We start from the raw sequence: 25,091 nt of genomic DNA on the forward strand, positions 1-25,091 counted from the left end.
CTTGAGCTCGCGCCCGGACACTCGTCCGAGCCCGCAGCCCGCGGCGACCAACATGGGGCCTTAAATGCGCAAACTCTTCATAACCTGCGACTGCGGCCAGCAGATGCAAGTGCCGCGCTCCGCCATCGGAAAGATGGGGCAGTGCCCCTCCTGCGGCCAGCGGATCCCCATCAATCGCGATACCACCTCCCGCGCACCCCAGGCCCGACCCTCCATCGAAGGCATGACGCGAAACCGATGGGGTGGGGGAGCCCGCCCCTCTCTCGACGCAAAACAGCGCTTCGGCCGCGCCGTCGATCTCTACTGCGCCGGACATTTCGGCGAAGCCCTGGCCATCTTCGACGCCCTCAAAGCCGAATTCCCCGATAGCGCCGAGATCGATCGCGCCCGCAGGCAATGCATCGAAGCCCGAAACCGCGACCCCATCCAGTTGCCCGGCCCCGCGGGCGGACCCATCGCGGGCGATGAGTTCGACGGCGAGACCATACGCGCCCTCCGGCGCATCGCCGTGGAAAAAATGCTACACGGCTCCACCGACGCCGTCCAGATACAGGCCGCCGAACTGGTCGCGCGCCTCGCCGGCGTCTACAATGGCCCCGAGCAGCAAGACTCGGATTCCGCAACCGGAGCCGCCGCGCAGCGGGATGCCGGTTCCAACGGCCACGCGCGCGATCGGATCCACGGCGGCGGCGCGGATGCGCCCGCGGATCAGCCCGACTCGCGGCAGGCCGCGGACGAGGCCCCGGAGTCCTGATTTCCCGCATCCGCCAGCCCCGCGCCGGCGCGGGCCAACCGGAGTGTACAACCCGTGCGTAATTTCCTGGCCACCCTCATTTCCGCGCTGTTCCTCGCGCAGACGCCCCTCGTACACGCCGCGCCCGATCAGGCGCTCCCCGAGCATGCCGGCGCCCATCCCGTTTCTTCCCCGGAGTACAGCGGTATAGACCAGATCCTCGTCCTCTCCAGCTCCTGGGTGATTGTCGTCACCTCCACCATGCCGGAACTCATGGACGAAATCGACCGCCTCGCCCACGGCCAGTTCTACCGCTCGCTCGACGTCTGGAAAAAAAGCCAGCAGGAAGGCCGCCTCGACTGGAATACCCGCAAGGCCATTTCCGCCCTGCGCGACGACTACATCACCCAGGCCCGGGAAAACGTCGGCGAACGCGCCCTCAAATCCCCCGAGACCTACACCATTCAAAGCCCCGGCGATCCCGCCTACGCGGATCCCGTCGCCCCGGCGGAAGTGGGGTACACGCTCGTCGGACTCGGCGCGGGCCGCCACACCGGCGGCCACGAAATCGACTACGCCCACTATGCCTACCTGCGCCTCCCTTCGCCCATGAAGCCCGGGCAGCGCTACACCTTCACCGCCATGGGCGACAAGCAAGCCACATTGCACTACGACGAGAGCCATACCGTCTCTCGCGCCATCAAGGTCAACCAGATCGGCTACCTCAGCACCGCCCCGCGAAAATTCGCCTACCTCGGCGCGCACATCTACGGCGTGGGCCCGCTCGACTGCGCCCCCTATACCCGCTTCGAGGTCGTCAACGCGGACACCGGCGACGTCGCCCTGCGCGGGGAGGTCCAATTGCGCGACCGGAGCGCCCGTATCGCCTCCGAAGGCGCGAAGTCCGGCGACGAACCCCCGCCCCTCATCAATGGCGAAGACGTTTACGAGCTCGACCTGACCGGACTCCGCGAAACCTGCGACTTCTTCATCCGGGTGCCCGGCATGGGCCGCTCCTGGCCCTTCCGCCACGCGCCCGATGTCTACGCGCCGGTTTTCAAGACCGCCGCCCGCGCCCTCTACCACCAGCGCTGCGGCGTCGCCTGCGAAGCCCCCTACACCGGCTGGACGCGCCCCCAATGCCACACCGCCCCCGTCTACGAATCGGATCTCATCGCCTTCGGCCTCGGCGAGTTCAACCCGCCCGAAAACTACAACGTCTTCGATATCGTCGGTGGCTCCATCGACAAGTCCCGAATGACCGAAAACGTCCGCGGCGGCTGGCACGACGCCGCCGACTGGGATCGCCGAAACCAGCACTACACCGTCGTCTTCGATCTCCTCTACGCCTACGAGCTCGCGCCCGAAAACTTTACCGACGGCCAGCTCACTATCCCCGAGTCCGGCAATGGCGTCCCCGACATCCTCGACGAAGCCGCGTTCGGCCTCGAAGTCTGGGCCCGCAGCATGACCCCGGAGGGCGGCGTCTCCGGCTACGTCGAAACCCACACCCATCCGCGCCTCAACGACGATGTCGACTACGCATTCTCCCGCCGCACCCGATGGGATTCCCTGCTCTTCGCCGCCGCCGCCGCCCAGCTCGCCCAGCATCTCAAAAACTTCGACGGCAGCGAAAGCGAACGCTGGGAAGCCCTCGCAAAACGCGCCTGGGCCTTCGGCAGCGACCCCGCAAACAGCCTCGGGCAGGTCGAGATTGCCGCGCGGCGCAATCGGGGATCCGGCGAACCCTATACCCTCACCTGGGAAGAAAAAGAAAACTACGTCACGCCCTACCGCCTCCACGCGCGTATTCGCATGCACCGCCTCACCGGCGACAAGAGCTACCTGGAAGGCCTCTCCGATGACATGCGCGGCTTCCCCCGGCCCTACCAGTGGCCGCGTACGCTTAAAGACTACTGGCCCTGGTTCAGCTACGCCCTGGCCGGCGCCGATTCCGTACTCCCCGATTTCCAGCGAAAGCGCATCCTCCGCGAGCACCTCATCGCGCCCGCCGAGGACCTGCTCGCCCACCTCGACAAGATCCCCTACCGCCGCACCTGGCCCCGAAACCAGGCCGGCTTTATGGGCTGGGGAAACACCGACATGACCAACGCAGGGCGCGCCCTCCTTATCGCCCACGACCTCACCGGAGACGCCCGATTCCGGGACGCCGCCATCCTCAATTTCGATTTCATGCTCGGGGCCAACCCCATGGGCATGTCCTGGACCACCGGCCTCGGCTACGTTTACCCCACCGACATCCAGCACGAGATCAGCCAGAAAGACGGCATCCCCGATCCCGTCCCCGGCATCACCATCTACGGCGTCACCGGCGGAATGTTTCGCGACCTGCGGGAAACCGTCTGGAAGTCGCCCGGCGGCGCCGCGTCCCCGAATCCCGTCGTGTTCGATTCGCCCGAAGTTCCCCTCTGGCGCCGCTGGTCCTGCCACCCGCACCTGAACGTGGGCCAATGCGAATTCACCATCCAGGAAACCATCAGCTCCACCATCTTCTGCGCCGCCATGCTCATCGATCCCGAGGTCCCCGCAACCGCCGAGGCAACCCCGCGCGCGCCCCGCCCCGCCGAGGCCCTCTATGGCCGCTGGTATCTCCCATAACCCGCCGCAAGGCGCAAATGTAGGATAGCCGTCCCGGCTGTCCACCGCGCCGCAAGGCGCAAAGGATCGCGGACATTCCTGTCCGCGACAAAGCGAGCCCACCTCCAAAAGCTCCCCTGACCCCACCAAAACCACCTCGAAAAGAAAGTGGCACAGCCGTCCCCGCCTCACCCAACGCGCGCGCAGAACACAGTACGCGCAATGCCAACCCCATCACCCAAAGCTACAACAGAAGCGTGGACCAATGGGAGCGCGGGCGGCCCGCCCGCAACGCGCCGGAAGGCGCAAAGGATCGCGGGCATTCCTGCCGGCGGCAAAGCCCCCTTCGACTTCCGACGGGCACGCAACGCTGGAATCGGGCCAAGTCCGCAAAAAGCAGGCTGAAAGTCCGCCGCAGGCGGAATAACCGTCCCGGCTGTCCGGCTGTCCGGCTGTCTAACGCAACCCCAAATTGCGCGCCGGATCGCCGTGTGATAGACTCTCAACTAATCAGTTGACGAAAAAATAGTTTTTACACCCCGCCCCCGGACCCATAGCCCCAATGCCCAACGTCCCCAACAACATACAAGGCAAGCCCAGGCGATTCACCATCGACGGCTCCGAAGATCTCGAAAAACGGATCGCCCGGGACATGGATCGCGTCCGCGATGCCGCGCTGAAGGCCGTCGGCCCGGAAAACCTCACCGCGCTCGTCCTCGGCGGGGGCTACGGGCGTGGGGAGGGGGGCGTGCACCTGGTCGACGGCGAGGAGCGCGTCTACAACGACTACGACTTCTTCGTCGTTGTCCCCTTTCGCGCCCGTAACCAGCGACAAGCGGTCGCCGCCCGACTCGACGCGCTCAAGGCCGAACTCGATCCCGCCTGCGGCGTGCACGTCGATTTCGGGCCCCCCATTCCTGCCGAAAATCTGCCCCTGCTCCCCTATGAACTCATGTATATGGAAGCAAAAGAAGGTCACGTCGTAATCCACGGCCCGAACGATGTGTTCGACGCCATGCCGAACTACGATCCCGCGCGACCGCCCCTCGAAGAATGCGCCCGCCTCTTCATGAACCGTGGCGTCGGCCTCGTGCTGGCCGGAAGAACGCTCCGCGAGCCGGGGCGTCTTGATCGCGAGTCCTTCGAATTCGTCGTCCGCAACATCCAGAAGGCCTATATGGCGATGGGGGATAGCGTCCTCTTTCGGGTAGGCCGCTACCGAACGCGCTATTCGGAACGCCTTGCCGTCCTCGAAAACCTCAACCTCGACAGCATCCCCGACGCCCTCGGCCTCATCGACGCCTACCGCGCCGCGATCGAATTCAAGCTGCGCCCCCGGCACGACGTCCCCGAAGGATTGACGCTCGCCGCCTGGCATGCCCGCGCCGCGGAGCGCTTCCTCGACATGTTCCTCTGGTTCGAGCGCGCACGCCTCGGTTATCCCGGGATGTCCTGGGACGAGTACGCCGCGCTGCCCGCAAGGCTGCCCCGCCCGCGCGGCGGCGCGATGGCCCGGTGCCTCGCCCAGAACATCCGCCACGGCCGCGCCCTCGGCCTGGGGCCCGACTGCTTCCTGCAGCCCCGCGACCGCATTCTCAAGCGGCTCCCCGCACTGCTGGCCCCCCGCGCAAGCGGGGACGCCGCCCCCCTGATCAAACTCTGGTCTCATATTGGCTGAAGCGCGCCGCGAAAGGAGCGAGTTCCGCGTGAATAGCACATCAGAAACCACCGCAAACGAAGCCGCGCCCTCCGCCGGATCCCGGCCGCGCGTGGCGATCGTGATGCGCTCAAAAAACGAGCAGCCCTACGCCGCAAGAACCCTCGCCGCCCTCCAGACACAGACCTACCGCGAATTCACCCTCTACAACGTCGATTCCGGCTCCACCGATGGCACCCTCGAGGCCGTACGCCAATTCAACCCCGACCCCGCCAACATCGTGGAAATCGCGCCACAAGACTATATCCCCGGCCGCGTCCTGAACAACATGATCGCGCGCACCACCGAGCCCATCATCGTATTGCTCAACGCCGATTGCGTCCCCCGGGACGACGCCTGGCTCGAAACCCTGCTCGAACCCCTGCTGCGCGGCGAGTGCGACGCCGTCTCTGGACGCCAGATCGCCCGCCCCGACGCCTACCTCGTCGTCAAGTACGATCTGAACCGCGCCTACGGCAACCGCAATTTCAAAAAGAAGCGCTACAGCTTTTTCTCCGCCGCCGCCTGCGCCTTCCGGCGCAACCTGTGGGAGCGCGAAAAGTTCCCCGAGGAAGGCTGGGGCGAAGATTTCGTCTGGGCGCTCAACTGCAAGGAGCACGGCGCGCGCTTCGACATCGCTGTCGATGCCGTCGTCGAGCACTCTCACAACTACACGCTGAAAACCCTCTACCGCCGGGAGCGCGGCCACGGCATCGTCCACTACCAGATGCTCAAAGACAAGCCCTCCCTCGCGGGCCAGGGATTCGCCTGCGCGAAACACATCGTGCGCGACGCCCTCTACGCCGCCCGCAAGGGCAAGTTCCACACCATCCCATACAACGTCGCGTACCGCTGTACCTTCCACTGGGCCCACTACCAGGGGCGGAAAGCGGGCCTGCAAAACGCCGGATTTCCGGCCGAATTCTTCCGGGGATAACCAGAATCGTGCGTACTATTCAACTGGCCCGGCGCTACGTCCGGGACGACTGGGGCGGGACCGAAACCGTCGTGCAGGAGGTCAGCCGCCGCCTCATCGCGCTCGGCCACGACGCCGAGGTCTACTGCACGCTCGCCACCGCCAACACTCCGGCGGACAACATCGATGGCGTGCGCGTCACCCGCTTTCCCTACTTCTACCCCGCCATCGGCCTCAGCCCCGAAAACCGCGACATCCTCGACCGCAAAGGTGGGAGCCCCTTCTCCTTCGCCCTCATGCGCGCCCTCATGCGCTATCCCGATCTCGACCTCATCCACCTCCACACCGGCAACCGCATCGGGGGAATCGGCCGCCACGTCGCGCGCAAGCGACGCATCCCCTATGTCGTCTCGCTCCACGGCGGAGCCTTCGACATCCCCGCCGAGGAGGCCGCGTCCCTCGCCGCCCCCATGAAGGGCTCTTTCGACTGGGGCAAGATACTCGGCATGTGGGTCGGTTCGCGCCGCGTCATGCAGGACGCCGGCGCCATACTCTGCGTCGGCTATCCCGAAAGCCAGAAGGCCCAGGCCCATTTCCCCGAGAAAAACGTCCAGTACGTCCCCAACGGAGCCGACACCCGCCGCTTCGCCCGGGGCGACGGCCAGGCCTTCCGCGAAGCACGGGGCATCCCCCGGGACGCCAAAGTCCTGCTCACCGTCGCGCGGATCGATACCCAGAAGAATCAGATGCTGCCCGCGCGCCTGTTGCCGGAACTGTGCCGCATCGAGCCCAACACCCATGTGCTCCTCATCGGCAACATCACGAACAAAGCCTACCACCAGAAAATCGAACAGCAGGTCGCCGCGTCGGGACTCAGCGATCACATCACCATCATTCCCGGCATCGACGCCAGCAGCCAGGACATTGTAGACGCCTACCATGCCGCGGACTTTTTCCTGTTACCCTCTATCCACGAGCCCTTCGGAATTGTTATCCTCGAAGCCTGGTCCGCCGGCCTGCCCGTGCTCGCCAGCCGCGTCGGCGGCATACCGCACTTCGTGGAGGACGGTAAGGACGGGCTCCTTTTCGATCCCGCGGACGATACCGAGTTTCTGAAGGCCTTCGAGGCCCTCGCCGGCGCGCCCGATCGCGCCGCCGCAATCGCCGCGGCCGGGGGGGAGAAAGCCCGCGAACAGTACGACTGGGATGCCGTCGCACGGCGCATCCTCAGCATCTACGAGGACGTAATTCGTGAGAATCCTCTTCGCAAATAACCTCTGCGGCCACTACGGTGGCGTCGAACAGACCATCGCCCACACCGCGCGGGCCCTCGCCGCAAAAGGCCACGAATGCCACCTGGCCTACGCCAGCGCTGGCCGCAATCCCGAGGAATTCGCACGCCTCTTCGCCAGCGTCACGCGATGCCGCGAATTCGGCGGGCCGCCCCAGCAGGCCGGCGGGCAGCTCTTTGCCGATATCATCGCGCGCTGCAAACCCGATGTCCTCTTTGTCCACAAAATCTCCCAGCTGCCCGAGGGCGTCGAACACGCCAGAAACTACCGCAAAATCGTCCTCGTGCACGACAACGACATGTGGTGCCCCACCGGGCTCGGCTACGACCGCCGCACCCGCAAACTATGCACCCATTCCGCCGGCTGGCAGTGCTATCTTTCCTTCGCCTTCCTCGAAAAACGCGAGTCGAAGCTCATGCCCTTCCGCATCGTCAGCGTCCGCGAGAAGATTTGCGAAATGCAGCGCTACCACCAGTTTGACAGCATCCTGGCCAACAGCAACTTCATCCGGGAAAAGCTCCTCGCCAACGGGTTCCCCTTCGATCGCACCCGCGTCTGCCATCCGGCCTTGAACCAGCCGGAGCCGGCCCCGTCTCCCGTCCCCGACGAAAGCGTCATTCTCTACGTCGGCTCGCTCATCCGCGGAAAAGGCGTGGATCTGCTCCTCGAGGCGCTACCCCATCTCCGCTGCCCGTACCAGCTCTACATCGTGGGCGTCGGCAAGTCACAGGACGCCCTGAAACGCAAGGCCCGCGACCTCGGAATCGCCGGAGCCGTCCACTTCGAAGGCTGGATACCCAACGAGAAAATCGCCGGCTACTATCAGCGCGCCCGCGTCGTCGCCGTGCCCTCCGCCTGGCCCGAACCCTTCGGCCTCGTCGGCCTGGAGGCCATGCGACACGGTCGCCCCGTCGTCGCCTTCCGAACCGGCGGTATTCCGGACTGGCTCGTCAACGAGGAAAACGGCCTGCTCGCGCCGTCGCTCGACGTCGCGGCCTACGCCGCCGCGCTGGAGCGGGCCCTCGCCGAACCCGGACTCGCGAAAAGGCTCGGCGAAAACGGCGCGCGCCGCGCACGCGAGAAGTTCTCCTTTGAAAAATACTTGAACCGTCTGGAGCAATTCCTGGCGGGTGCGGGAGTTGCCGATGAGCCAGCCTGAAAAATTGACCCTTTGCGTTTTCATTGATGCTCTCGGCTGGGAAGTCGCGAAGCGGTACCCCATGCTGGAGGACATTCTCGTCGAGCGCCGCCCCCTGAACACGATCTTCGGCTACAGCTCCACCTGTGACCCCACCATCCTCACCGGCGCGCTGCCGCGCGACCACGGGCACTTCGCCTTCTTCGCCTATGCCCCGGATCGCTCCCCATTCAAGCACTACAAGTACTTCCGGCTCCTGCCAACGTCGATTATGCAGCGCGGGCGCGTACGCGGAAAGCTCAGCCAGATTATGAAGCGCGTCCACGGCTTCACCGGCTACTTCCAGCTCTACAACATGCCCTTCAAGTGGCTACACCTCTTCACCTACACCGAGCAGAACAATATCTTCGAACCCGGCGGCATCAACGGCGGACAGCCCACCATATTTGACTACCTGCGCGACAACAACATCCCCTATTGCCGCCCGGAAGGCTACAACGAGCCCGAAAGCGTCGCGGAAGTGGAAGCCGCCATCGACGAAGGCGCCGTGTCATTCGTCTACCTCTTTCTCGGCCGCCTGGACGCCATCCTGCACCAGTATGGCGCCGCCGGCGATCCCGTGAAACAACACATCGCCTGGTACGAGGGCGAAATCAGACGCATCTACGAAAAGGCCGCCGCGCAATATAGCGAGGTGCATCTATACATCTTCTCGGACCACGGAATGACGGATATCCGTCAGACCTGCGACGTCATGGCGCGCATTGAGTCCCTCGGCCTCGCCTTCGGGGAGGACTACGCCGCCGCCTACGACTCCACCATGGCCCGCTTCTGGTTCCTCAAGCCCGGCGCGCGCGAAAAGATTGAAGCCGCCCTCGCCGAAGAGCCGCTCGGGCACACCATGTCCGCCGAAGAGCTCGCGTCCTACGGCTGCGACTTCCCCGGAAACACCTACGGCGATCTCTTCTTCCTGATGAATCCCGGCGTGCTCATTTGTCCCAGCCACATGGGCGTCAAACCACTCGCCGGCATGCACGGCTTCGCCCCCGGAGACCCCGACTCCGTCGCCGCGCTCCTGGCCAACGTCCCCGTCGCCCCCGAGATCACCGGCCTCGAACACCTCTACGCCCTCATGCGCCGCGAAGTCGAAAACCAACCTGCACGGTAACACTTTAGCGATCTGAAGTTGAATAGCAGTTTAACCACGAATAGACACGAATAAGAAACCGTGATACAGTTCATGAAGCCGGCCTTTACCCAGGCCCTCAGCCGGGCATCCAAGCAACGAGAAACCTGATTGGCCGCGGAGAACATAGATCAACCCCTTCGCCGCAACAAAGGAGTCTTCCCAAACTTTCGCGCAGATCCGCACAGATAAATCAGAAATACTCCATCTCCTTAAACCGGGAGATCTCCTATTTCGATTTATCCGTCACCTGTGTGCCGGTGCCGGCTTCTGGTTTCTACCTCTTATCTGTGGCGTTCTGTACTACTATCCGTCATTTTCTTGTTTTTCTGCAAGATCTTGCGCGCAAAATCTCCATAACAATCTGTTGTAAAAGCATTTACGAATCGGAAACTCCAAGGAGAGTTTCCGGGCCGTTCGGTGAAATTCTTGGTCGGTATTCAATTCTTGACCACGGATTACACCGATGACACGGATTGCCGCGACGCTCGAACAAGATGAGACCGAACAGCCCGCCGCCCGTTCCACCCCGCTACCATTCCGATACGGAACAATCCGATCTGGCCAACTTGGAAACAGCACACAGCCGCCCGCACGACTCAACGGTCGGAACCAATTGCTATCCGTGCCATCCGTGTAATCCGTGGTCACAATTCTTGATCACCGCCCGCGGCTGCTCCCAATGCATTCGTGTGCATTGGAGTTCATTCGTGGTTAAAAATGCGCTCTCGATCATCCACCCAATCCATCCGCGTTCCAGAGATCACCCTATGCGCTCTCTGCGTTCTCTGCGGTTAAGGCTCTTCCCTGTTTTTCTTCGTACCCTTCGTGCCCTTCGTGCCCTTCGTGGTGATCCCTCCTTTGGTCCCGGCCAAGGGCTGCGCTGTGTAAATCTGTGGGAGAATTCTCCGCTTCAAAGGCTAAAAGGCGGACCTGTTATCGTTTCATTTGAGTCTTCGAACCGGGTCAATAGCCTCTCTTGTTCGTGTGAATTCGTGTTCATTCGTGGTTGAAAATCTTCTTTGCTTCAGAAGGCTAAACTATTACCAAATCCTAAACAGGAATGTAGAACAGGCGCTGCTCCTGTCCCCGGCGAAGCGCCGGAGATGTGGTCCGTCAAGAGGCGAATCCGGCCCGGGAACTCACTCCGCGCCCTCCGCCACATTCCCCACGGCATGGATCATCGCCTCCGGATCCCGGTTCTCATTCAGGTATTCCGCGTAGCGCGCTTCATCCTTCAGGTGCTTCCCGAAAAACGCCGTGGTGTAACCGTTGGTCAGCCGGTGAACCCGCTCCATACCCAGATACGTAATCGGCTCCCCGTTCGTAATGCGCTCCCCCTCGCCCACGCCATCGCCCCACGCCGGGTTAATCTGGTACATGTCCGAAAAGCTGTAATGTCCCGCGTCCGGCATTTCCACCAGATACTTCGGCGCTTCGGTCTGCTCGAAGTAATACCGCGCGGCGGCATTCCCCTGCGCGTTGATCGTCGCGTCCTCCGTCGCGATAAACATCAACAGCGGCACGCTGCTCGCTTGCGTGTATTCCGGAACGACTGCCGCCTTCGGCACTATGGCCTTAATCCGCGCGTCGTGGTGCTGCGCACCCATCGCGGTGAAGCCGCCAAACGAATGGCCGCCCACGCCGATCTTCTCGAGGTCCACGCGGCCGTGAAACCGGGACTCGGCATCGCCGTTCATTTCCGCCATCGCATCGATCAGAAAGCTCACGTCCTTCGGGCGGTCGATCGCGGCCTGGCCGCGGCCCTGCCGATCAAACGGAATGACTCCCGTCCCGTAGGGCGTCGCGCACGCGTTCCGCGTGTGGTCCACCGCCGCCACAATATACCCGTGGCTCGCCAGGTGGTCGCACCAGAACGTGCTCTGCGCCCGCATTCCGCCATTGCCGTGGGAGAAGATAATCAGTGGAAACGTCCCTTCCGCGATCTCCGCGTCCCGAACCGCAATCGTCTTAAAGCGCTCGTCCATCGTGGCAATGTCGAACTTGAACGCCATCGAGAGGATCAGGTTCATCTGCTCGTTCTCACCGTTCATGTAGAAATCGGTAAACTTCGTCGGCTCGGCGCCGCGCGCGGAATCCGCCGCGGGATACCAGATCTCCGCCATCAGCGGGCGCGGCGCGTTCAGGGCGGAATCCATACGGGATTCATCGGCCAGGGGGATCGACGTTACGCCCACAGGATAGGGCCCCGGCTTCTCCGGGTCGGGCGCGTCCGCCCGCGCCAGCGTGGGGGAGAGGAGGGCCAGGAATGCCGCCAGAATGAGTTGTAACTGTCGCATCGGTGTTGTACTCCTTCAAACGTTGCGCCGGGCGTCCCGACAATTCGCTTACGGTGTTTGCGCCGCCGCCTCGTACTCCCGGATCGCGACCATCCGCGCGATGCCGTCGTTCGACTCCCGCCACGCCCGCCGCGCACGCGCCGGCAGCGACGCGTTTTCCAGCGCTGCCCGGCTCCGCTCAAGAAACGCGCGCGTGTAGATTGGCGGGTGAAGCGTCCCGAACCAGATGCCGATCCGGTGCTGCTCCTCCTCCCAGTCGCGCCCCAGCACATACTGGAACCACGCGTCCTCGAATGCCTCGGCAAGCTCCGGGTGGAGGCTGTTGTAAAACGTCCCGGCGCCCGCGCGTTGCAGCGAGAGCGACAGCGCCGGATCGGTCAGCCGTTCCCATTGCGCGCGCTTGGCCGCGAGCGTCGGAATCGCGCCGCGCGCCGCGAAAGCCTGCCGTTGGCCCTGGTCCCCGGGATCCCGTTCAAGCTCCGCCGCAATAAGCGCTTCCGCATCCTTCTCCCCGAGCGCGGCGAGGCTTTTCACCACGCTCCAGCGCCGAGGCTGGTCCACCCCACGGGAGGCCTGCAGCAATGATCGCAGCCGATCGGTGTCCTCCCATCGCGATGCCGTGGCGACGAAGGCGTCCAGCCAGTGCAGGCGCGCGTCGGAATCAGGCGCCGCGTTTTCGTAGCCCGCCCAGAGCATCCCGGAAAGCCGCGGCGCATACGCGAGGCGCGCGTCGAGCGGCAGATAGGCCCGGAACACGTCGCGCGTCGGGTGGTTCCCCAGGAGATACGCGCGCAGATCCGGGTGTCCTTCCTGCGGGATAAATTGGAGCAGCAAATCCATCAGTTCCGACGCGCCCAGGCGCTGGTGCTGCACCATGTGCGAGAGCGTTCCCCACACCATGCGGCGCACAAACGGATCGTCAATGGCCTGGAGGTGTTCGCGCGCGGTGTCGAGCGAATTCGCGTCGAGAAAAAACAGGCCGTAGTCCATGTCGCCGTAGTTTGGAAAGACAAAGTCCGGGCAGCGCTGTCCCCCAAGTTCCGGTACAGGCGTGCGCGCGCCATCGTAGGAGACCGGCGCGGTGTGATAGGGCTTCAGCGCGCCCCCATCGTCAAAAGAGAAAAGCGCAACTTGCGTACGGTGCGGCGACGGCTGCGGTGCGTTATACGGCGTCTGGTGTATCTCGAAGGAATCGATCGCGCCGTCTTCACAGCCATAGGTAACTGAAATGTTGCTCAGGCCCTCGGTCCGGATCCAGCGCTCCGTCCATGTATCGAGGGACGTTTCCGCGGCCTCCGCCACCGAGGCGATGAACTGCGCGCGCGTCGCGTTCTTCCACGCGTAGCGGCGGAAATACGCCGACACACCCTCGCGGTACGCGTCCGCGCCGGCCGTGAACCACAATTGCTTCAGCGCCGCCGCGCCCTTGGCGTACGTAATCCCATCGAAATTCGCGATGGCTTCCTGCGCCCACGGCACATCGACCTCCACCGGGTGGGTCGTGCTCAATTGATCCTGGTAGTACGCCCAGCCTTTCGACTGGTGGAAGCGCGCCCAGATATCGCCGTACGCGCCAATCGCCTCTTGCGCCTGGTACGCCGAGAAGGTTGCGAAACTCTCGTTCAGCCAGAGATCGTTCCACCACGCCATCGTCACCAGGTTGCCAAACCACATGTGCGCCATCTCGTGCAGCAGGATGTTGTTCCGGCTCCGGTAATCCTCCTCCGTCGCCGCGCCCCGGTAAATCATGAATTCGTTCATCGTCACCGCCCCGGGATTCTCCATCGCCCCCGGGCCGAGCTCCGGCGCGAATACGTGATCGTACTTCTCAAAGGGATACGGCGTGCCAAAATAGTCGTTGAAATAGTCCAAACCGGCGCGGGTCTCGTCGAAAAGCCGCTCCGCGTCAAAAAAGGGGGCCAGTGACGCGCGCGCGTACATCGCCATCGGAAGCCCGTTGTGCTCCGCCCGCCAGACCCGGTACTCTCCGCCACCGACGAAGAAGAGATAGGTGCTGAGCAGCGGGGTCGCCTTGAAGCGCGTGACGCGCGCGCCATCCGTCTCCGACGCGGATTCCTCGGGCATGTTGCCGATGATCGTCCACGCCGCCGGCGCCTCCGCCGTCATTGTATACGTGGCCTTGATATCCGGCTGGTCGAAACACGGAAATACGTAATGCGCCGCATACGGTTCGAGGTTCGTATAGAAATACTCCCGCCCGTCCAGCGGATCCGTAAAGTGGCACAGCCCATCCCGGCTATTGGAATAGGCCGCCGTATACGCCACCGAAATCGCCATCGGCCCCTCCCGCAGGTGGCGTGACGGGATATCAAAACTCCCGTTCCGCCGTACAATATCCGGGATCCGCGAACCATCCACATACACCGCGTCGAGCGACTCCGCCCGCAGATCGATGCTCAACGGCGCATCCGTCCGGTTCAGTGTTACATGGATCGTCGTGCGTCCGTCGAAGGTCTTCGACTTCTCCCGGAATGTGAAATGGATTTCATACGTGGCCTCGGCAACCTGCGCGCGGCGAAACGCAGCAAAGGCCTGCGAAAGATCATCGCGATCCTCCCGGGCCAGGGCGGCCGCGTTCAGCGCCGTGAGGATCAGCAAGCCGGCAAGCAGTGGCGTGAAACGGAAAGGCCTCACGGCGATTACTCCCGCGCGCGGCGGTGCTGCCCGAGCCAGGCGCACGCCGCATCCGGCAGGCCCTCGTGGCCGCCCTGAAAAATCGTAACCCGCGCCAAGCCCGCCTCCGCACGAAACAGTACGTCGCGGCGGTAATCGGGATCCGCCACCCGATCCGCCGGCGCCGCCCAGCCCTGCGAAAGCATGTTGATGCGCGACTGCGAGACTTCCGGCGCGCCGAGCGCCCGAGCAACCGCGTTGAACGCGTCGATCGTGTGCCGCACCGGCACCGAACCCGTGTGCCCATCGAGAATCCCCGTCGCCAGGTCCAGCGGTACCGTGACCGCGTTGCCGAGGTGGGGGAGGGGCGACCGCGCCCGAAGTTCCGCGTCCACCTCGGGGCTGCCCCCCGGCGCGCCGCCCACGCAGGCTTCCACATCCTGCCAGTAATGGTGGCCCGCCGCCTTCGTTTCCGCGTGCCACGCCGCAAGATCGCTGATGCCCGCCCACGCCGACACCGCGCTGAACGCCTCCGGGTGGTACGCCGCCATGACCATGCTCATGTGCCCCCCGCCCGACAGCCCCGCAAGGTAGATTCGCTCGTCGTCCACCTCGGCCCGGGCCTGAATCGCGGACGTCGCGTCCAGGACGTCCTGCCGCGCCGCGGGTGACGCGCACGCCTCGGGCGATTTGTTGGGCCCGCGGAAATGCGGCGCCGCGACATGCCAGCCATGCGCCCGCGCGGCCACCACCCACTCATCCGGATTGTAGGTGTCCATCCCCGCGCTCCACCAATGCAGCACCACCAGAAGCGGCTGCGGCCCGGCTTCCGGCGACGCGTAAAAGCGCGTCGATTGCACCGTCTGGTCGTGGGTGCTCGTGAAGTCCACCTGTTCAAATGCAATCTCGCCCGCGCCCTGGGTAGCCAGCAGCAGTGGCAGCAAATGCAGAATCATGAAAGCCGTCCCATCATCGTTGTCCGCAATGAAAGCGCCATGGTAGACATTCTCTCCCCGCGGGATCCAGTGTGTTTCCGAAGAATCGGAAGCCGACATTTCCGCCACGGCGCACTTTCGGCCTGTCTGCAAATCCCTCCCAGATTCCCAACCCCTTCCAAAATCTCCCAACCCCACAACACGAGCGTAGACCAATGGGAGCGCGGGCGGCCCGCCCGCATCGCGCCGAAGGCGCGCGCGAAACGACGCAGGCATTCGTGTCTGCGAAACGCCACCCCGAATACTTCCCCCTTCCAGTATGCTCCAATCCAGCAGCAAAAGCGCGGACCAATGGGAGCGCGGGCGGCCCGCCCGCACTGCGCCGAAGGCGCGCGCGAAACGACGCAGGCATTCGTGTCTGCGAAACGCCACCCCGAATACTTCCCCCTTCCAGTATGCTCCAATCCAGCAGCAAAAGCGCGGACCCATGGGAGCGCGGACGGCCCGCCCGCACCGCGCCGAAGGCGCGCCAAAACATCCGCCGCCCCTTGCAAGCTCCACCGCCGCCGTCGTACACTCGCGGCGTGCCTGTTCACCCGTCGAGGATCCATTCCCATGCGCAGCATCACCATCGTTCTCGCAGCCCTGTTTCTCGCCGCGTCCCACGCGCAGGCCGCCCCCGAAACCCAGAACCTCGAAGTGCTCGACCCCAACTTCGCCGCCGTCGATCCCGGTGCCGACATCCAGTGGTTCGACGCGCTCAAAATCGGGCTCGAAGGCCAGGGCTGGTCCGAAAACGCCCACCCCTACGACCGCCTTCCGTCGAAGGCGGAAGGGGTCGCCCCCGACGCCGTCTGGCGTTTGTCCCACCATTCCGCCGGACTCGCCGTACGTTTCGTCAGCGATTCCCCCGAAATCTCCGCCCGCTGGACCGTGCGATTCGACAATCTGGCAATGCCACACATGCCCGCCACCGGCGTGAGTGGCCTCGATCTCTACGCGAAGGACGGCGATCACTGGCGCTGGGTCGCCCAGGGACGCCCGAGCCAGCCCGCCGGCAACCAGGCGCGCCTCGTGAACGGCGCGCCCGAGGGCCTGCACGAATATATGCTCTACCTTCCGCTCTACAACGGCACGGAATCCCTGGAAATCGGCGTAAAACCGGGCTCGACCCTGGCGCGCGGCCCCCGGCGCAAGCACGAATTCCCGATCGTGTTCTACGGCACTTCCATCACCCACGGCGGCTGCGCTTCCCGCCCGGGCATGGCCTACCCCGCCATCGTCGGCCAGATGCTCGACCGCGAAACCATCAACCTCGGCTTCTCGGGAAATGGCAAGATGGAGCCGGAGATGGGCGAACTCATCGCCGAGTTGGAAGCCAGCGCCTTTGTGCTCGATTGCCTCCCCAACATGACCCCCGAGATGGTGGCCGAGCGCGTCGCTCCCGTCGTGAAAACCCTGCGCGAAGCGCACCCCGGCACGCCAATCATCCTCGTGGAAAACATCATCTACCAGAGTAGCTGGTTCTACGGCAAGGGCGGGCACGAGGAAAAGAATGCCCGCCTCCGGGAAGTCTACGCCCAGCTCCAGCAGGACGGCGTGACGCGCCTCCACTATGTCCCGTGCGACAATCTGCTCGGGGACGATGGCCTCGGCACCGTGGACGGCACCCACCCCACGGACCTCGGCTTCTTGCGCCAGGCCCAGGTCCTGGCGCCCGTTATCCAGGCGGCCCTGCAAGAATAACCCGCGCGAGGAACCCCATGAGCGAACCCATTCTGAAGTCCCTGGCCGATCGCGTTCTCACCCTGCGGTTGAACCGGCCGGAAAAGAAGAACGCCCTGACCGTGGCGATGTACCAGGACCTCGCGGACGCCCTCCGCGACGCCGCGAATGACCATGCGGTGCGCGCCGTCCTTATTCGCGGGACCGACGGCTGCTTCACCGCCGGCAACGATCTATTCGATTTCATGCAGCATCCCCCGACCGGGGAAGACGCCCCCGTGGGCCACTTCCTCGACGCTATCGCGACCTTTCCCAAGCCCCTCGTGGCCATGGTGGACGGCATCGCCATCGGCATCGGCACAACCCTGCTCCTGCATTGCGACCTGGTCTACGCCAGCGATGCCGCGCGCTTCCGTCTGCCCTTCGTCAACCTGGGCCTCTGCCCGGAAGCCGGTTCCAGCCTGCTGATGCCCCGCCTCGCCGGGACCGCCCGCGCCTCCGAGCTGCTCCTGCTCGGACGTGAATTCGGCGCGGAAGAAGCCCGGGAAATCGGCCTCGTGAATGCCGTCCGCCCGGCTGACGCGCTGGAAGATCTCGTTCAAGAGCGCCTCCAGGCGCTTGCGGCCCAGCCCCCCGCCGCCGTCCGCGCAAGCAAGGCCCTGATCCGCGCGCAGGACCGCGACGCCATCGCCCAGGTCATGCGCGCCGAATTCGCCGAGTTTATGGCGCGCCTCATGTCCCCGGAGGCCGCCGAAGCCTTCCAGGCCTTCGCCGAAAAGCGCGCGCCCGATTTCTCGACGTTCGAATGAAACGATGTGCGGACGCTGGAATGATCGTGACCGGGCTTCTGGTGAGAAACCGGGAGCTGGAGGGAAACTCGTGAAAAAGAACGCCTCTCTTGGATTTACACTTATCGAACTGCTCGTGGTGATTGCGATCATCGGCATTCTCGCCGCCATCCTCTTGCCCGCGCTCGCCCGGGCGCGGGAGGCGGCGCGCCGCGCGGCGTGCGCAAACAATCTCAAGCAGATGGGGCTTTCGCTCCACATGTTCGCCTCGGAGAACCGCGGGATGTATCCGCCGCGCCAGATCGTCACGATCACCGGCGCGCTGAGCCCCGAGATGATGTTCAACGGGCCCCTCATGATTCCGGAGTACATCAGCGACTACAACGTCATCTGGTGCCCGTCCTGGGGCGCGAACGATGGCCCGATTTCGCGCTACGACGGCGGCAAGGGGAACGGAGATGGTGTCCTCGAGCCCGAGGAGATTGGCCAGGAACCCTACCACTACACCGGCTGGCTCCTGCTGGAGGATGTAAACATCATCGGGCCGCTGGTCGGCACGCTGGGGACCGGCCCGAACGGACGCCACGAGGAGGACGCCTACCTCGGCACGCCCTGGGGGGAACTGGCCCTGGCGAATGTGGCCACGAACGGAGACGCCAGCCACCGCGATTTCACCGTCTCCTCCACCTACGCCGGGACACAGGCCGGCGGCGGGAATACGATCTACCGGCTTCGGGATGGCATCGAGCGCTTCCTGATCACGGACATCAATAACCCGGGCGCCAGCGCGCGCGCCAGCAGCAGCACGCCGCTGATGTGGGACCACGCGAGCACGAAAACGATCGACTTTTCCCACGTGCCCGGCGGCGGCAACGTGTTATACCTCGACGGGCACGTGGAATTCTTGAAGTACCCGAACACGCGCTTTCCTTTCACCCCCGACAGCGCACGCATTCTCGGGCGGTACGGCAAGCCATTCGACGGGTTCTGATCGCGCGAACGGCTAACGCGCGGCCAGCGATTCGAGATACTGCCGCGCCGCCACCCGCGCCAGGCCGATTTGCCGCGGGCTGACCGATACACACCGCAGGCCCAGATCGATGAGCTTCGGAATGCACGCTGGTTGCCCGCCGATCTCCCCGCACACCGACAGCGGCCTGCCGTGCCGCGCCGCCGCTTCGGCGATCTGGCGCAGGAGTTTCCAGAATACCGGCTTGTCCGGATTGTAATCCCCGGCCACCCGCTCGTTGTTCCGGTCGATCGCGAACAAATACTGGATCAGGTCGTTCGTGCCGATCGACCCGAAATCCGAAATCGCCATCAGCTCGTCCGCCAGCAGGCAGGCCGAGGGCACCTCGAACATCACCCCGTGCAGCAGTTGCGTATCCGGAATGTCCGCAATGAACTGCCGGATGCGCTCCCGGAGCACGAGGAACTGGTCCGCGTCCACGATCATGGGATAAGTCAGGTGGATAGCCCCATGGCGCGACGCCCGGGCAAGCGCGCGAACGTGCGGTTGCAACAAATCGGGCCGGCCCAGCAGCAGCCGCGCGCCCCGAAAGCCGAGACACGGGTTTTCCTCCGGATCCAGGCTGAGGCAGGGCGCCCCCTTGTCTCCGCCAAGATCCAGCAGCCGCATGTACACCGGTTTGCCGGCCTGGGATCGAACCACCGACGCATACCGTTCATACTGCGCGTCCTCGCCCAGCAGGCAGCTCATCGCAAGGAATTCAAACTCGGTACGGTAAAGCCCCACGCCCTCGGCCCCCGATTCCTCGAGCAGCGGTAGCTCCGAGGAGCGCCCGATATTCGCCAGGACCGTGAAGCCCTCCACAGGCGGCACGCGCCGCGCCGCACGCATCGCCTGGCGGCGCGCCGTCGGATACAGCGCAAGCGTATCCGGCCTGGGGTGGATGATCACATCCCCCGCGTCCCCATCGAGCAGCACGTAATCGCCCGTATTGATGCGTTCGTGCACCCGCTCGATCCCGCTGACCGACGGAATCCCCATCGCGCGCGCCAGAATCGCCGCGTGCGACGCCGGCCCGCCATGTTCCGTGATGAAGCCGAGTGTCTTGTCGGTGTTCAGATTCACGGTGTCGCTCGGCGTCAGGTCCGCGGAGACAATGATGTGAAAACCCGGAAAAAGCGCCCGCGTATCTTCCGACCGGCCCGGAACCTCCTTGCCCGCCATGATGTCCAGCAGGCGGCGCCGGATCTCGCCAATATCCGCCGCACGCTCGCTCATATACGAATTGTCCACCGCCTGCAACAGTTTCTCGTATTTGTCCAGGCACTTGGCGATCGCCGCCTCCGCGTTAAGCAGCTCGGACTCAATCACCTGGCGGATCTCCGCGTGAAGCGTCTCGTCCTCCACCATCATCTTCTGCGCCAGGAAGATATTCGCCTGCGCCTTGCCGATACGCGAGGAAACCTCCACCGCCAGGCCGTCTATCTGGCCCGCCGCCTGCCCCATCGCCCAGGCCGCGCGCTCCTGCTCCGCGGGCGCCTGCTCGGGTTCAATACGGTACCACGGTACCGCCTGATGGGAAATCGGGTGCAATACGACCGCCCGGGCGTACACCACCCCCTCGCTCACCGCCAGGCCCGAGAGATGCGTTTCCTTCGCCGAACCCGAATCGACCATGAATTCCCCTCGCAGTAATTTCGTAAAATGGAACGCGCGGCGGAATGATTCAACCCACCATACCGAATAGTAGCAAGGTTTGCCATGGCGGGCCAACCCCCATCGCGCCCGATCTGCCCCCGGATTCGCCCGGGCCTCCCCCTTCCGGGTATACTGGGCGCGAGCAGGCTGGACGGCCGCGGCATCCCCCCGGGGATGCGGAGGAAAGTCCGGGCTCCACAGGGCAAGGTGCTTCGTAACGCGAAGGCGGGGCGACCCGACGGAAAGTGGAACAGAAAACACACCGCCTACGTCTTCTTCGGAAGGCCGGCAAGGTTGAAAAGGTGCGGTAAGAGCGCACCAGCGCCGTGGCGACACGGCGGCTTTTCAAACCCCACCTGGAGCAATTCCAAATAGGGGAGCACTGGCGTGGCCCGCGCTGCTCCCGGGTAGGAAGCTAGAGGCGCATGGCGACATGCGTCCCAGATGAATGGCCGTCTCGGGGACTGCGGTCCCTAGACAGAACCCGGCTTACAGGCCTGCTCACTTTTGTTTTGGCAACATTCTCTTCGGTAGGAAAACCGTTTTCCTACGAACTCTTCCGCCCCGAAGGGGCAACGCAGTTTTCAGCCCTGGGCAACGCCCAGGGTTAGAGGCGTATCTCTCGACTACGCCCTGAAAGGGCAACGCAGTTGGACTTCAACGCTGCACAGGCTCACCACTGCGCTTCCCTTTCAGGGCGAAGAAGGGTGGTGTCCCCGCTTTCCCTGGGCGTTGCCCAGGGCTGGGAGCTGCACTGGCCCTTCGGGCCGGAAGAGTGATCGAGGCAATATCACCAACACAGGTCCGAACAGGCATGCGTTGGCGATTCGAGAATAAATCGGACACGGATGAGGCGTCCATGAGTACTCCCGTACGATCAAACCGGATGAACAGTATCTACCTCGAGACCCCGAGGCTCTTGCAAATCGCCCGAAACTGTCGTAGTATTATGGAAGCCAACGGGTAAGCCGCTGGCCCAAAGCAGATCGCCGCATCATGAATCAATTCTGTCAGTCATAGTCCTTCCCCTCTGGGGGACAACCACCGTTCCGGGCGAACAGGCCCATCCGTCAACGGGTGGAGTGTGCCTACACGAAGACACCCGCCGCCGGCATGGCAATCGTGGTTCCCGCCGACCCCCGACAGCATTCTCGCCATATTGGACTGTGTCTTGACGACCTAAGGAATTGATTCCATGAAATCCACAAACACTACCGCTATGGCTGAGCGCACGTCCCTGATCGCGCGGGCGGAATCCGGCGATCTGGAAGCCCAATATGCGCTGGGACGCCATTACTGGCGCAAGAAGCCCAAAAACAAGCAAAAGGCCGTCCATTGGTTTCGCAAGGCGGCGGAACAGGGCCATGCCCAAGCCCAGTTTTGCCTGGGGGTCCGTTTCTACAAGGGAGAAGGGGTTCGGAAGAGGCTCACGGAATCGGTGCGCTGGTTTCGGAAGGCAGCGGCGCAGGGGCACATGGACGCCCAATACAACCTGGCTTGGGCCCTGGAGAATGGGGAGGGGTGCCGGGTTGATCGGATAGAGGCCGTCGACTGGTACCGGAAGGCCGCCCGGCAGGGTGACGCCGACGCCCAATACAACCTGGCCTACGCTCTGGACTTCGGGGAGGGCTGTGCCGTGGACAAGAAGGCGGCGCGGTACTGGTACCGGAAATCGGCGAATCAGGGTAACACCGATGCCATGGTTAATCTGGGCGTGACCTATCGAGACGGGGACGGCACGCCGAAACGACTGAAGGAAGCGGTGCGGTGGTTTCGCCGGGCAGCGGAACTGGGTGATGTCGATGGACAGTGCTGTCTCGCCCACGCGCTGTACCGCGGTGAGGGCTGTGCGGTCGATGAGAAGGCGGCGGCGGACTGGTACCGCAAGGCGGCGCGACAGGGTGACGCCGACGCCCAGTTTGGGCTGGCGTGTTGCTACGACGAGGGGCGAGGTGTCCGCAAGGATTATCGTTGGGCCGCATATTGGTACCGCAAGGCGGCCGAACAGGGCGATGCCGACTCCCAGTTCAATCTTGCGGTGTCCCTGAAGCGGGGCGAGGGATGCAAAGCCGATTCAAAGGCGGCCGCCGACTGGTTCCGGCGGGCCGCACGACAAGGCGATCCGTTTCATCAATATTACCTCGGGCTATGGTATCGCGTGGGTAGGAGTGGTCGAAGGAACTATCGCCTCGCAGTAACCTGGTGGCGCAAGGCGGCAGCGCAGGGTTACGCGGATGCGCAGGCCTTGCTGGGCGACGCCCTCGCCGGGGGTAAAGGCTGCAAGGCGGACTGGAAGGAGGCCACCTACTGGTTTCGTTGCGCTTCTGCACAGGGCGATGCGTACGCCCAATACAGCCTGGGCTTCTCGTTGTACCATGGCAAGGCGGGCCGTCGAAACCGACGTGAGGCGATTCGGTGGTGGCGCAAGGCCGCTGAGGGCGGGCATGCGTCGGCGCAGTTTGCCATGGGTGTAGAGCTGCAACATGGCGACGTTTGCGAGATCGACCTCAAGGGGGCGTTCCGGTGGTATCGCAAGGCGGCCGAGCAGGGGCATGATACTGCTCAGAGTAACCTGGGTCTAATGTACCTGGATGGGGAAGGCACGCCACGGCGATTGAAAGAAGCGCTCCGCTGGTTTCATGCCTCCGCCGAGCAAGGTAACGCCGATGCCCAATGCAGTATGGGGTATATGTATTCGGAGGGCCTGGGTGTGAAGAAGGACATGGCGCAGGCGATACGGTGGTACCGGAAGTCTGCCGCACAAGGATGCCCACCCGCGCTCTATTCCCTGGGCGAGTTCTATCGGGACGGAGACGGGGTCCGGCAGAGTACACGTTGGGCGCGGTATTGGTTTCGTCTGGCAGCGGACGCGGGCTATGAGAAGGCGGCGGCGGAATTGGCGGTGCTGGATGGACGGAAAGGCGAACAATCATGAAGAAACGGGAACGGCTGGAGAAGGCGGTCCGGGAGAAAGACCCCGCTTCGCAATATGAGCTGGGTTTGCATTATTGGGATGAAGAACCGGTATTCTTCCACCAAACCCGTGTTGTGCCCCGTTCCCGTGGCGCCCTGGGCCCCTTATTGGGCCTCTCTCAGGTCTGCTGTCTCTGCCTGTCGGCCCCTCAGCCCCCGCTAAAGCGCCCACAAAAGGCCCCATATAACCCCTCCAGTTCCTCCGGCTCCGCCGCGCCCAGCACCAGGATCGCCAGGCCCTCCGGACGCAACGCCGCGCACAGTTCCAGCACCTCGCCCGGCGGACAAAACACCAGCAGCGACCGCCCCTTCGCCTGAATTTTCTTGAACATGTCCACCCACGCCAGGGCCGAGGGCGTGCCTTCCCCCGGCGTAAACTGAATCGCCTGAATCGACGGAACCTCCAGCAGCGCGTCGATATGCTTCGCCGCCCCCGGCCCGTCCAGGTGAAACACGGCCCGCCCCACCGTCGCTGCCTGCCGCGCAATATCCGGCAGACACAGCCGCTCGAAATCCGCCTGTCCAATCAGAAAGTTGAAGTCGCACGCGGGGACCACATACGGCGCGTCCGACCAGATCCCGAGCCAGTGCGTCAGCCCCGCGCCATGCGCCGTGGCCGCCCCATACAGCATCGAGAACGCCTCATGCCAGGCCGGATAGATCCCATCCAGCGCCTCCGGAATCCGCTCCGGTTGCGTCAGCACGTCCAGGCAAAGCGCCTGCGCCCCCCGCAGATTCAACAACACATCGGCCGATCCGCCCAGATCCGGCGTGCACAGCAAATACCGCCCCGCAGCATCCCGCGCCGCCTGCTCCGCGCGCTCCCGCAACAGCCGCCACCAGGGGTTGTCCTCCCGAAGCGTCCAGTCCGGCGCATTCGACCAATCGTCCCCGATAAAGGCATGGGTCCACCCCGTATCCGAACCAAACTCAAGCCGTCCGCCCAGCATCCCGCCCAGCAACACCGGCCCGAAATCCGCCCGCACATGCGGCAGCGCGTCCCCCAGCAACCGCGTCTGCGCCACATCCAGCCGCTTCGCCGCCAGCCACGCGTGCCCGTCCTCAAGCAACTCCAGCCGCCGCGTAATCGGACGCTCCGGGCGCGTGTTGTAACTCGCCTGAAACACAGGCCGGTCGACCAATGCCTGATGCCACCACGCCTCGTAACGCGCGGCGATCGCCGGAAAATCCGGGCAGAATTCCAGGGAAGAGGCCGCAACCTGGCGCAAATTGCGCGACCAGTTCTCCCATTCCGGGAGGGGTTTAACGGGCAGGTGTGAAACAGGCAGGGACATCGCATTTCCAGTCGACCATTGAAAATAAACACGGTTCAGTAAAGCATCCCGCATCGAACACCAACCATCCTCCAACGGATCCGTTGGTGTCAAGAACTTTCTGTAATTTGTCTTGGTGTCTTGGTTGAAGCCTGGGTTTAGGTTTTGACCTCTGGTTGTTTTTCAGTTTCCCCCTCCCCCCGGGGGGAGGGGGAAACTGTACTAGTATTGGTTA

At 63.9% G+C, this 25,091-nt stretch carries 16 protein-coding genes and 1 other RNA gene; 12 read left to right on the top strand and 5 right to left on the bottom strand.

Translation table 11 applies throughout. The features are described 5' to 3' along the window. Positions 1-64: 64 nt before the first annotated feature. The 7 genes from KF886_06675 (at position 65) to KF886_06705 (ending at position 9,541) form a co-directional block, all read left to right on the top strand. Positions 65-754: a hypothetical protein gene (locus tag KF886_06675; GenBank protein ID MBX3177023.1), complete on the top strand. Its 690-nt coding sequence runs from the start codon at positions 65-67 to the stop codon at positions 752-754. A 54-nt stretch (positions 755-808) separates the two neighbouring features. Next, positions 809-3,352, top strand: a complete 2,544-nt coding sequence (locus KF886_06680; GenBank protein ID MBX3177024.1) for a glycoside hydrolase family 9 protein — start codon at positions 809-811, stop codon at positions 3,350-3,352. Between the two features lie 541 nt (positions 3,353-3,893). Beyond that, positions 3,894-5,009 carry a hypothetical protein gene (locus KF886_06685; GenBank protein ID MBX3177025.1) on the top strand — a complete coding sequence of 372 codons (1,116 nt, stop codon included), beginning with the start codon at positions 3,894-3,896 and terminating at the stop codon, positions 5,007-5,009. A gap of 28 nt (positions 5,010-5,037) precedes the next feature. Beyond that, positions 5,038-5,964 (top strand): glycosyltransferase family 2 protein, encoded by a 927-nt coding sequence (locus tag KF886_06690; GenBank protein ID MBX3177026.1) that lies wholly within the window; start codon positions 5,038-5,040, stop codon positions 5,962-5,964. Positions 5,965-5,972: 8 nt separating this feature from the next. Next, positions 5,973-7,217 (top strand): glycosyltransferase family 4 protein, encoded by a 1,245-nt coding sequence (locus KF886_06695; protein ID MBX3177027.1) that lies wholly within the window; start codon positions 5,973-5,975, stop codon positions 7,215-7,217. Further along, complete coding sequence (locus KF886_06700) at positions 7,195-8,394, top strand: glycosyltransferase family 4 protein (protein ID MBX3177028.1); 1,200 nt, start codon at positions 7,195-7,197, stop codon at positions 8,392-8,394. Before KF886_06695 ends, KF886_06700 begins: the two co-directional genes overlap by 23 nt. Beyond that, positions 8,381-9,541, top strand: coding sequence for an alkaline phosphatase family protein (locus KF886_06705; protein MBX3177029.1), 1,161 nt, complete (start codon positions 8,381-8,383; stop codon positions 9,539-9,541). The genes KF886_06700 and KF886_06705 overlap by 14 nt, the downstream gene beginning before the upstream one ends. A 1,160-nt stretch (positions 9,542-10,701) precedes the next feature. Here KF886_06705 and KF886_06710 read toward each other — a convergent pair. Genes KF886_06710 through KF886_06720 form a run of 3 tightly spaced genes read right to left on the bottom strand, consistent with a single transcriptional unit; the run spans position 10,702 to position 15,449 of the window. After that, on the bottom strand, positions 10,702-11,859 hold the full coding sequence (locus tag KF886_06710; protein MBX3177030.1) for a dienelactone hydrolase family protein: 1,158 nt from the start codon (positions 11,857-11,859) through the stop codon (positions 10,702-10,704). A 48-nt stretch (positions 11,860-11,907) separates the two neighbouring features. Beyond that, on the bottom strand, positions 11,908-14,514 hold the full coding sequence (pepN, locus tag KF886_06715; GenBank protein MBX3177031.1) for an aminopeptidase N: 2,607 nt from the start codon (positions 14,512-14,514) through the stop codon (positions 11,908-11,910). Positions 14,515-14,519: 5 nt separating this feature from the next. After that, positions 14,520-15,449, bottom strand: a complete 930-nt coding sequence (locus tag KF886_06720; GenBank protein ID MBX3177032.1) for a prolyl oligopeptidase family serine peptidase — start codon at positions 15,447-15,449, stop codon at positions 14,520-14,522. Positions 15,450-16,043: 594 nt separating this feature from the next. Between KF886_06720 and KF886_06725 the strand changes: the two genes are divergently transcribed. From KF886_06725 to KF886_06735, 3 genes are all read left to right on the top strand, one after another. Beyond that, positions 16,044-17,174 carry an SGNH/GDSL hydrolase family protein gene (locus tag KF886_06725; GenBank protein MBX3177033.1) on the top strand — a complete coding sequence of 377 codons (1,131 nt, stop codon included), beginning with the start codon at positions 16,044-16,046 and terminating at the stop codon, positions 17,172-17,174. Positions 17,175-17,191: 17 nt separating this feature from the next. After that, a complete protein-coding gene (locus KF886_06730) occupies positions 17,192-17,962 on the top strand; it encodes an enoyl-CoA hydratase (protein MBX3177034.1) in 771 nt (256 codons plus the stop codon). A gap of 70 nt (positions 17,963-18,032) precedes the next feature. Further along, on the top strand, positions 18,033-18,932 hold the full coding sequence (locus tag KF886_06735; protein ID MBX3177035.1) for a DUF1559 domain-containing protein: 900 nt from the start codon (positions 18,033-18,035) through the stop codon (positions 18,930-18,932). A gap of 12 nt (positions 18,933-18,944) precedes the next feature. Here the strand turns inward: KF886_06735 and ptsP are convergent, their stop codons facing one another. Next, the gene (gene ptsP, locus KF886_06740; protein MBX3177036.1) at positions 18,945-20,588 is read right to left on the bottom strand and encodes a phosphoenolpyruvate--protein phosphotransferase; all 1,644 of its coding nucleotides are present in this window, start codon (positions 20,586-20,588) and stop codon (positions 18,945-18,947) included. Between the two features lie 160 nt (positions 20,589-20,748). On the opposite strand from ptsP, the gene rnpB reads away from it, so the two are divergent. Together rnpB and KF886_06750 are read left to right on the top strand one after the other, a co-directional pair. Further along, positions 20,749-21,117: RNase P RNA component class A (rnpB, locus tag KF886_06745), an RNA gene on the top strand. 687 nt (positions 21,118-21,804) lie between these two features. After that, positions 21,805-23,544: an SEL1-like repeat protein gene (locus tag KF886_06750; protein ID MBX3177037.1), complete on the top strand. Its 1,740-nt coding sequence runs from the start codon at positions 21,805-21,807 to the stop codon at positions 23,542-23,544. A 187-nt stretch (positions 23,545-23,731) separates the two neighbouring features. Here KF886_06750 and KF886_06755 read toward each other — a convergent pair whose 3' ends face one another. Further along, positions 23,732-24,877 carry a hypothetical protein gene (locus KF886_06755; GenBank protein MBX3177038.1) on the bottom strand — a complete coding sequence of 382 codons (1,146 nt, stop codon included), beginning with the start codon at positions 24,875-24,877 and terminating at the stop codon, positions 23,732-23,734. Positions 24,878-25,091 lie beyond the last annotated feature (214 nt).

The sequence above is a fragment of the Candidatus Hydrogenedentota bacterium genome (genome assembly GCA_019637335.1).
Classification (GTDB): domain Bacteria; phylum Hydrogenedentota; class Hydrogenedentia; order Hydrogenedentales; family JAEUWI01; genus JAEUWI01.

What these genes read in the sequence shown, in the direction of transcription:
- KF886_06675 (MBX3177023.1), top strand. Translation starts at nt 65, where the DNA reads ATGCGCAAACTCTTCATAACCTGCGACTGCGGCCAGCAGATGCAAGTG.
- KF886_06685 (MBX3177025.1), top strand. Translation starts at nt 3,894, where the DNA reads ATGCCCAACGTCCCCAACAACATACAAGGCAAGCCCAGGCGATTCACC.
- KF886_06705 (MBX3177029.1), top strand. Translation starts at nt 8,381, where the DNA reads ATGAGCCAGCCTGAAAAATTGACCCTTTGCGTTTTCATTGATGCTCTC.
- KF886_06710 (MBX3177030.1), bottom strand. Translation starts at nt 11,859, where the DNA reads ATGCGACAGTTACAACTCATTCTGGCGGCATTCCTGGCCCTCCTCTCC.
- KF886_06720 (MBX3177032.1), bottom strand. Translation starts at nt 15,449, where the DNA reads ATGATTCTGCATTTGCTGCCACTGCTGCTGGCTACCCAGGGCGCGGGC.
- KF886_06725 (MBX3177033.1), top strand. Translation starts at nt 16,044, where the DNA reads ATGCGCAGCATCACCATCGTTCTCGCAGCCCTGTTTCTCGCCGCGTCC.
- KF886_06730 (MBX3177034.1), top strand. Translation starts at nt 17,192, where the DNA reads ATGAGCGAACCCATTCTGAAGTCCCTGGCCGATCGCGTTCTCACCCTG.
- ptsP (MBX3177036.1), bottom strand. Translation starts at nt 20,588, where the DNA reads ATGGTCGATTCGGGTTCGGCGAAGGAAACGCATCTCTCGGGCCTGGCG.
- KF886_06750 (MBX3177037.1), top strand. Translation starts at nt 21,805, where the DNA reads ATGAAATCCACAAACACTACCGCTATGGCTGAGCGCACGTCCCTGATC.
- KF886_06755 (MBX3177038.1), bottom strand. Translation starts at nt 24,877, where the DNA reads ATGTCCCTGCCTGTTTCACACCTGCCCGTTAAACCCCTCCCGGAATGG.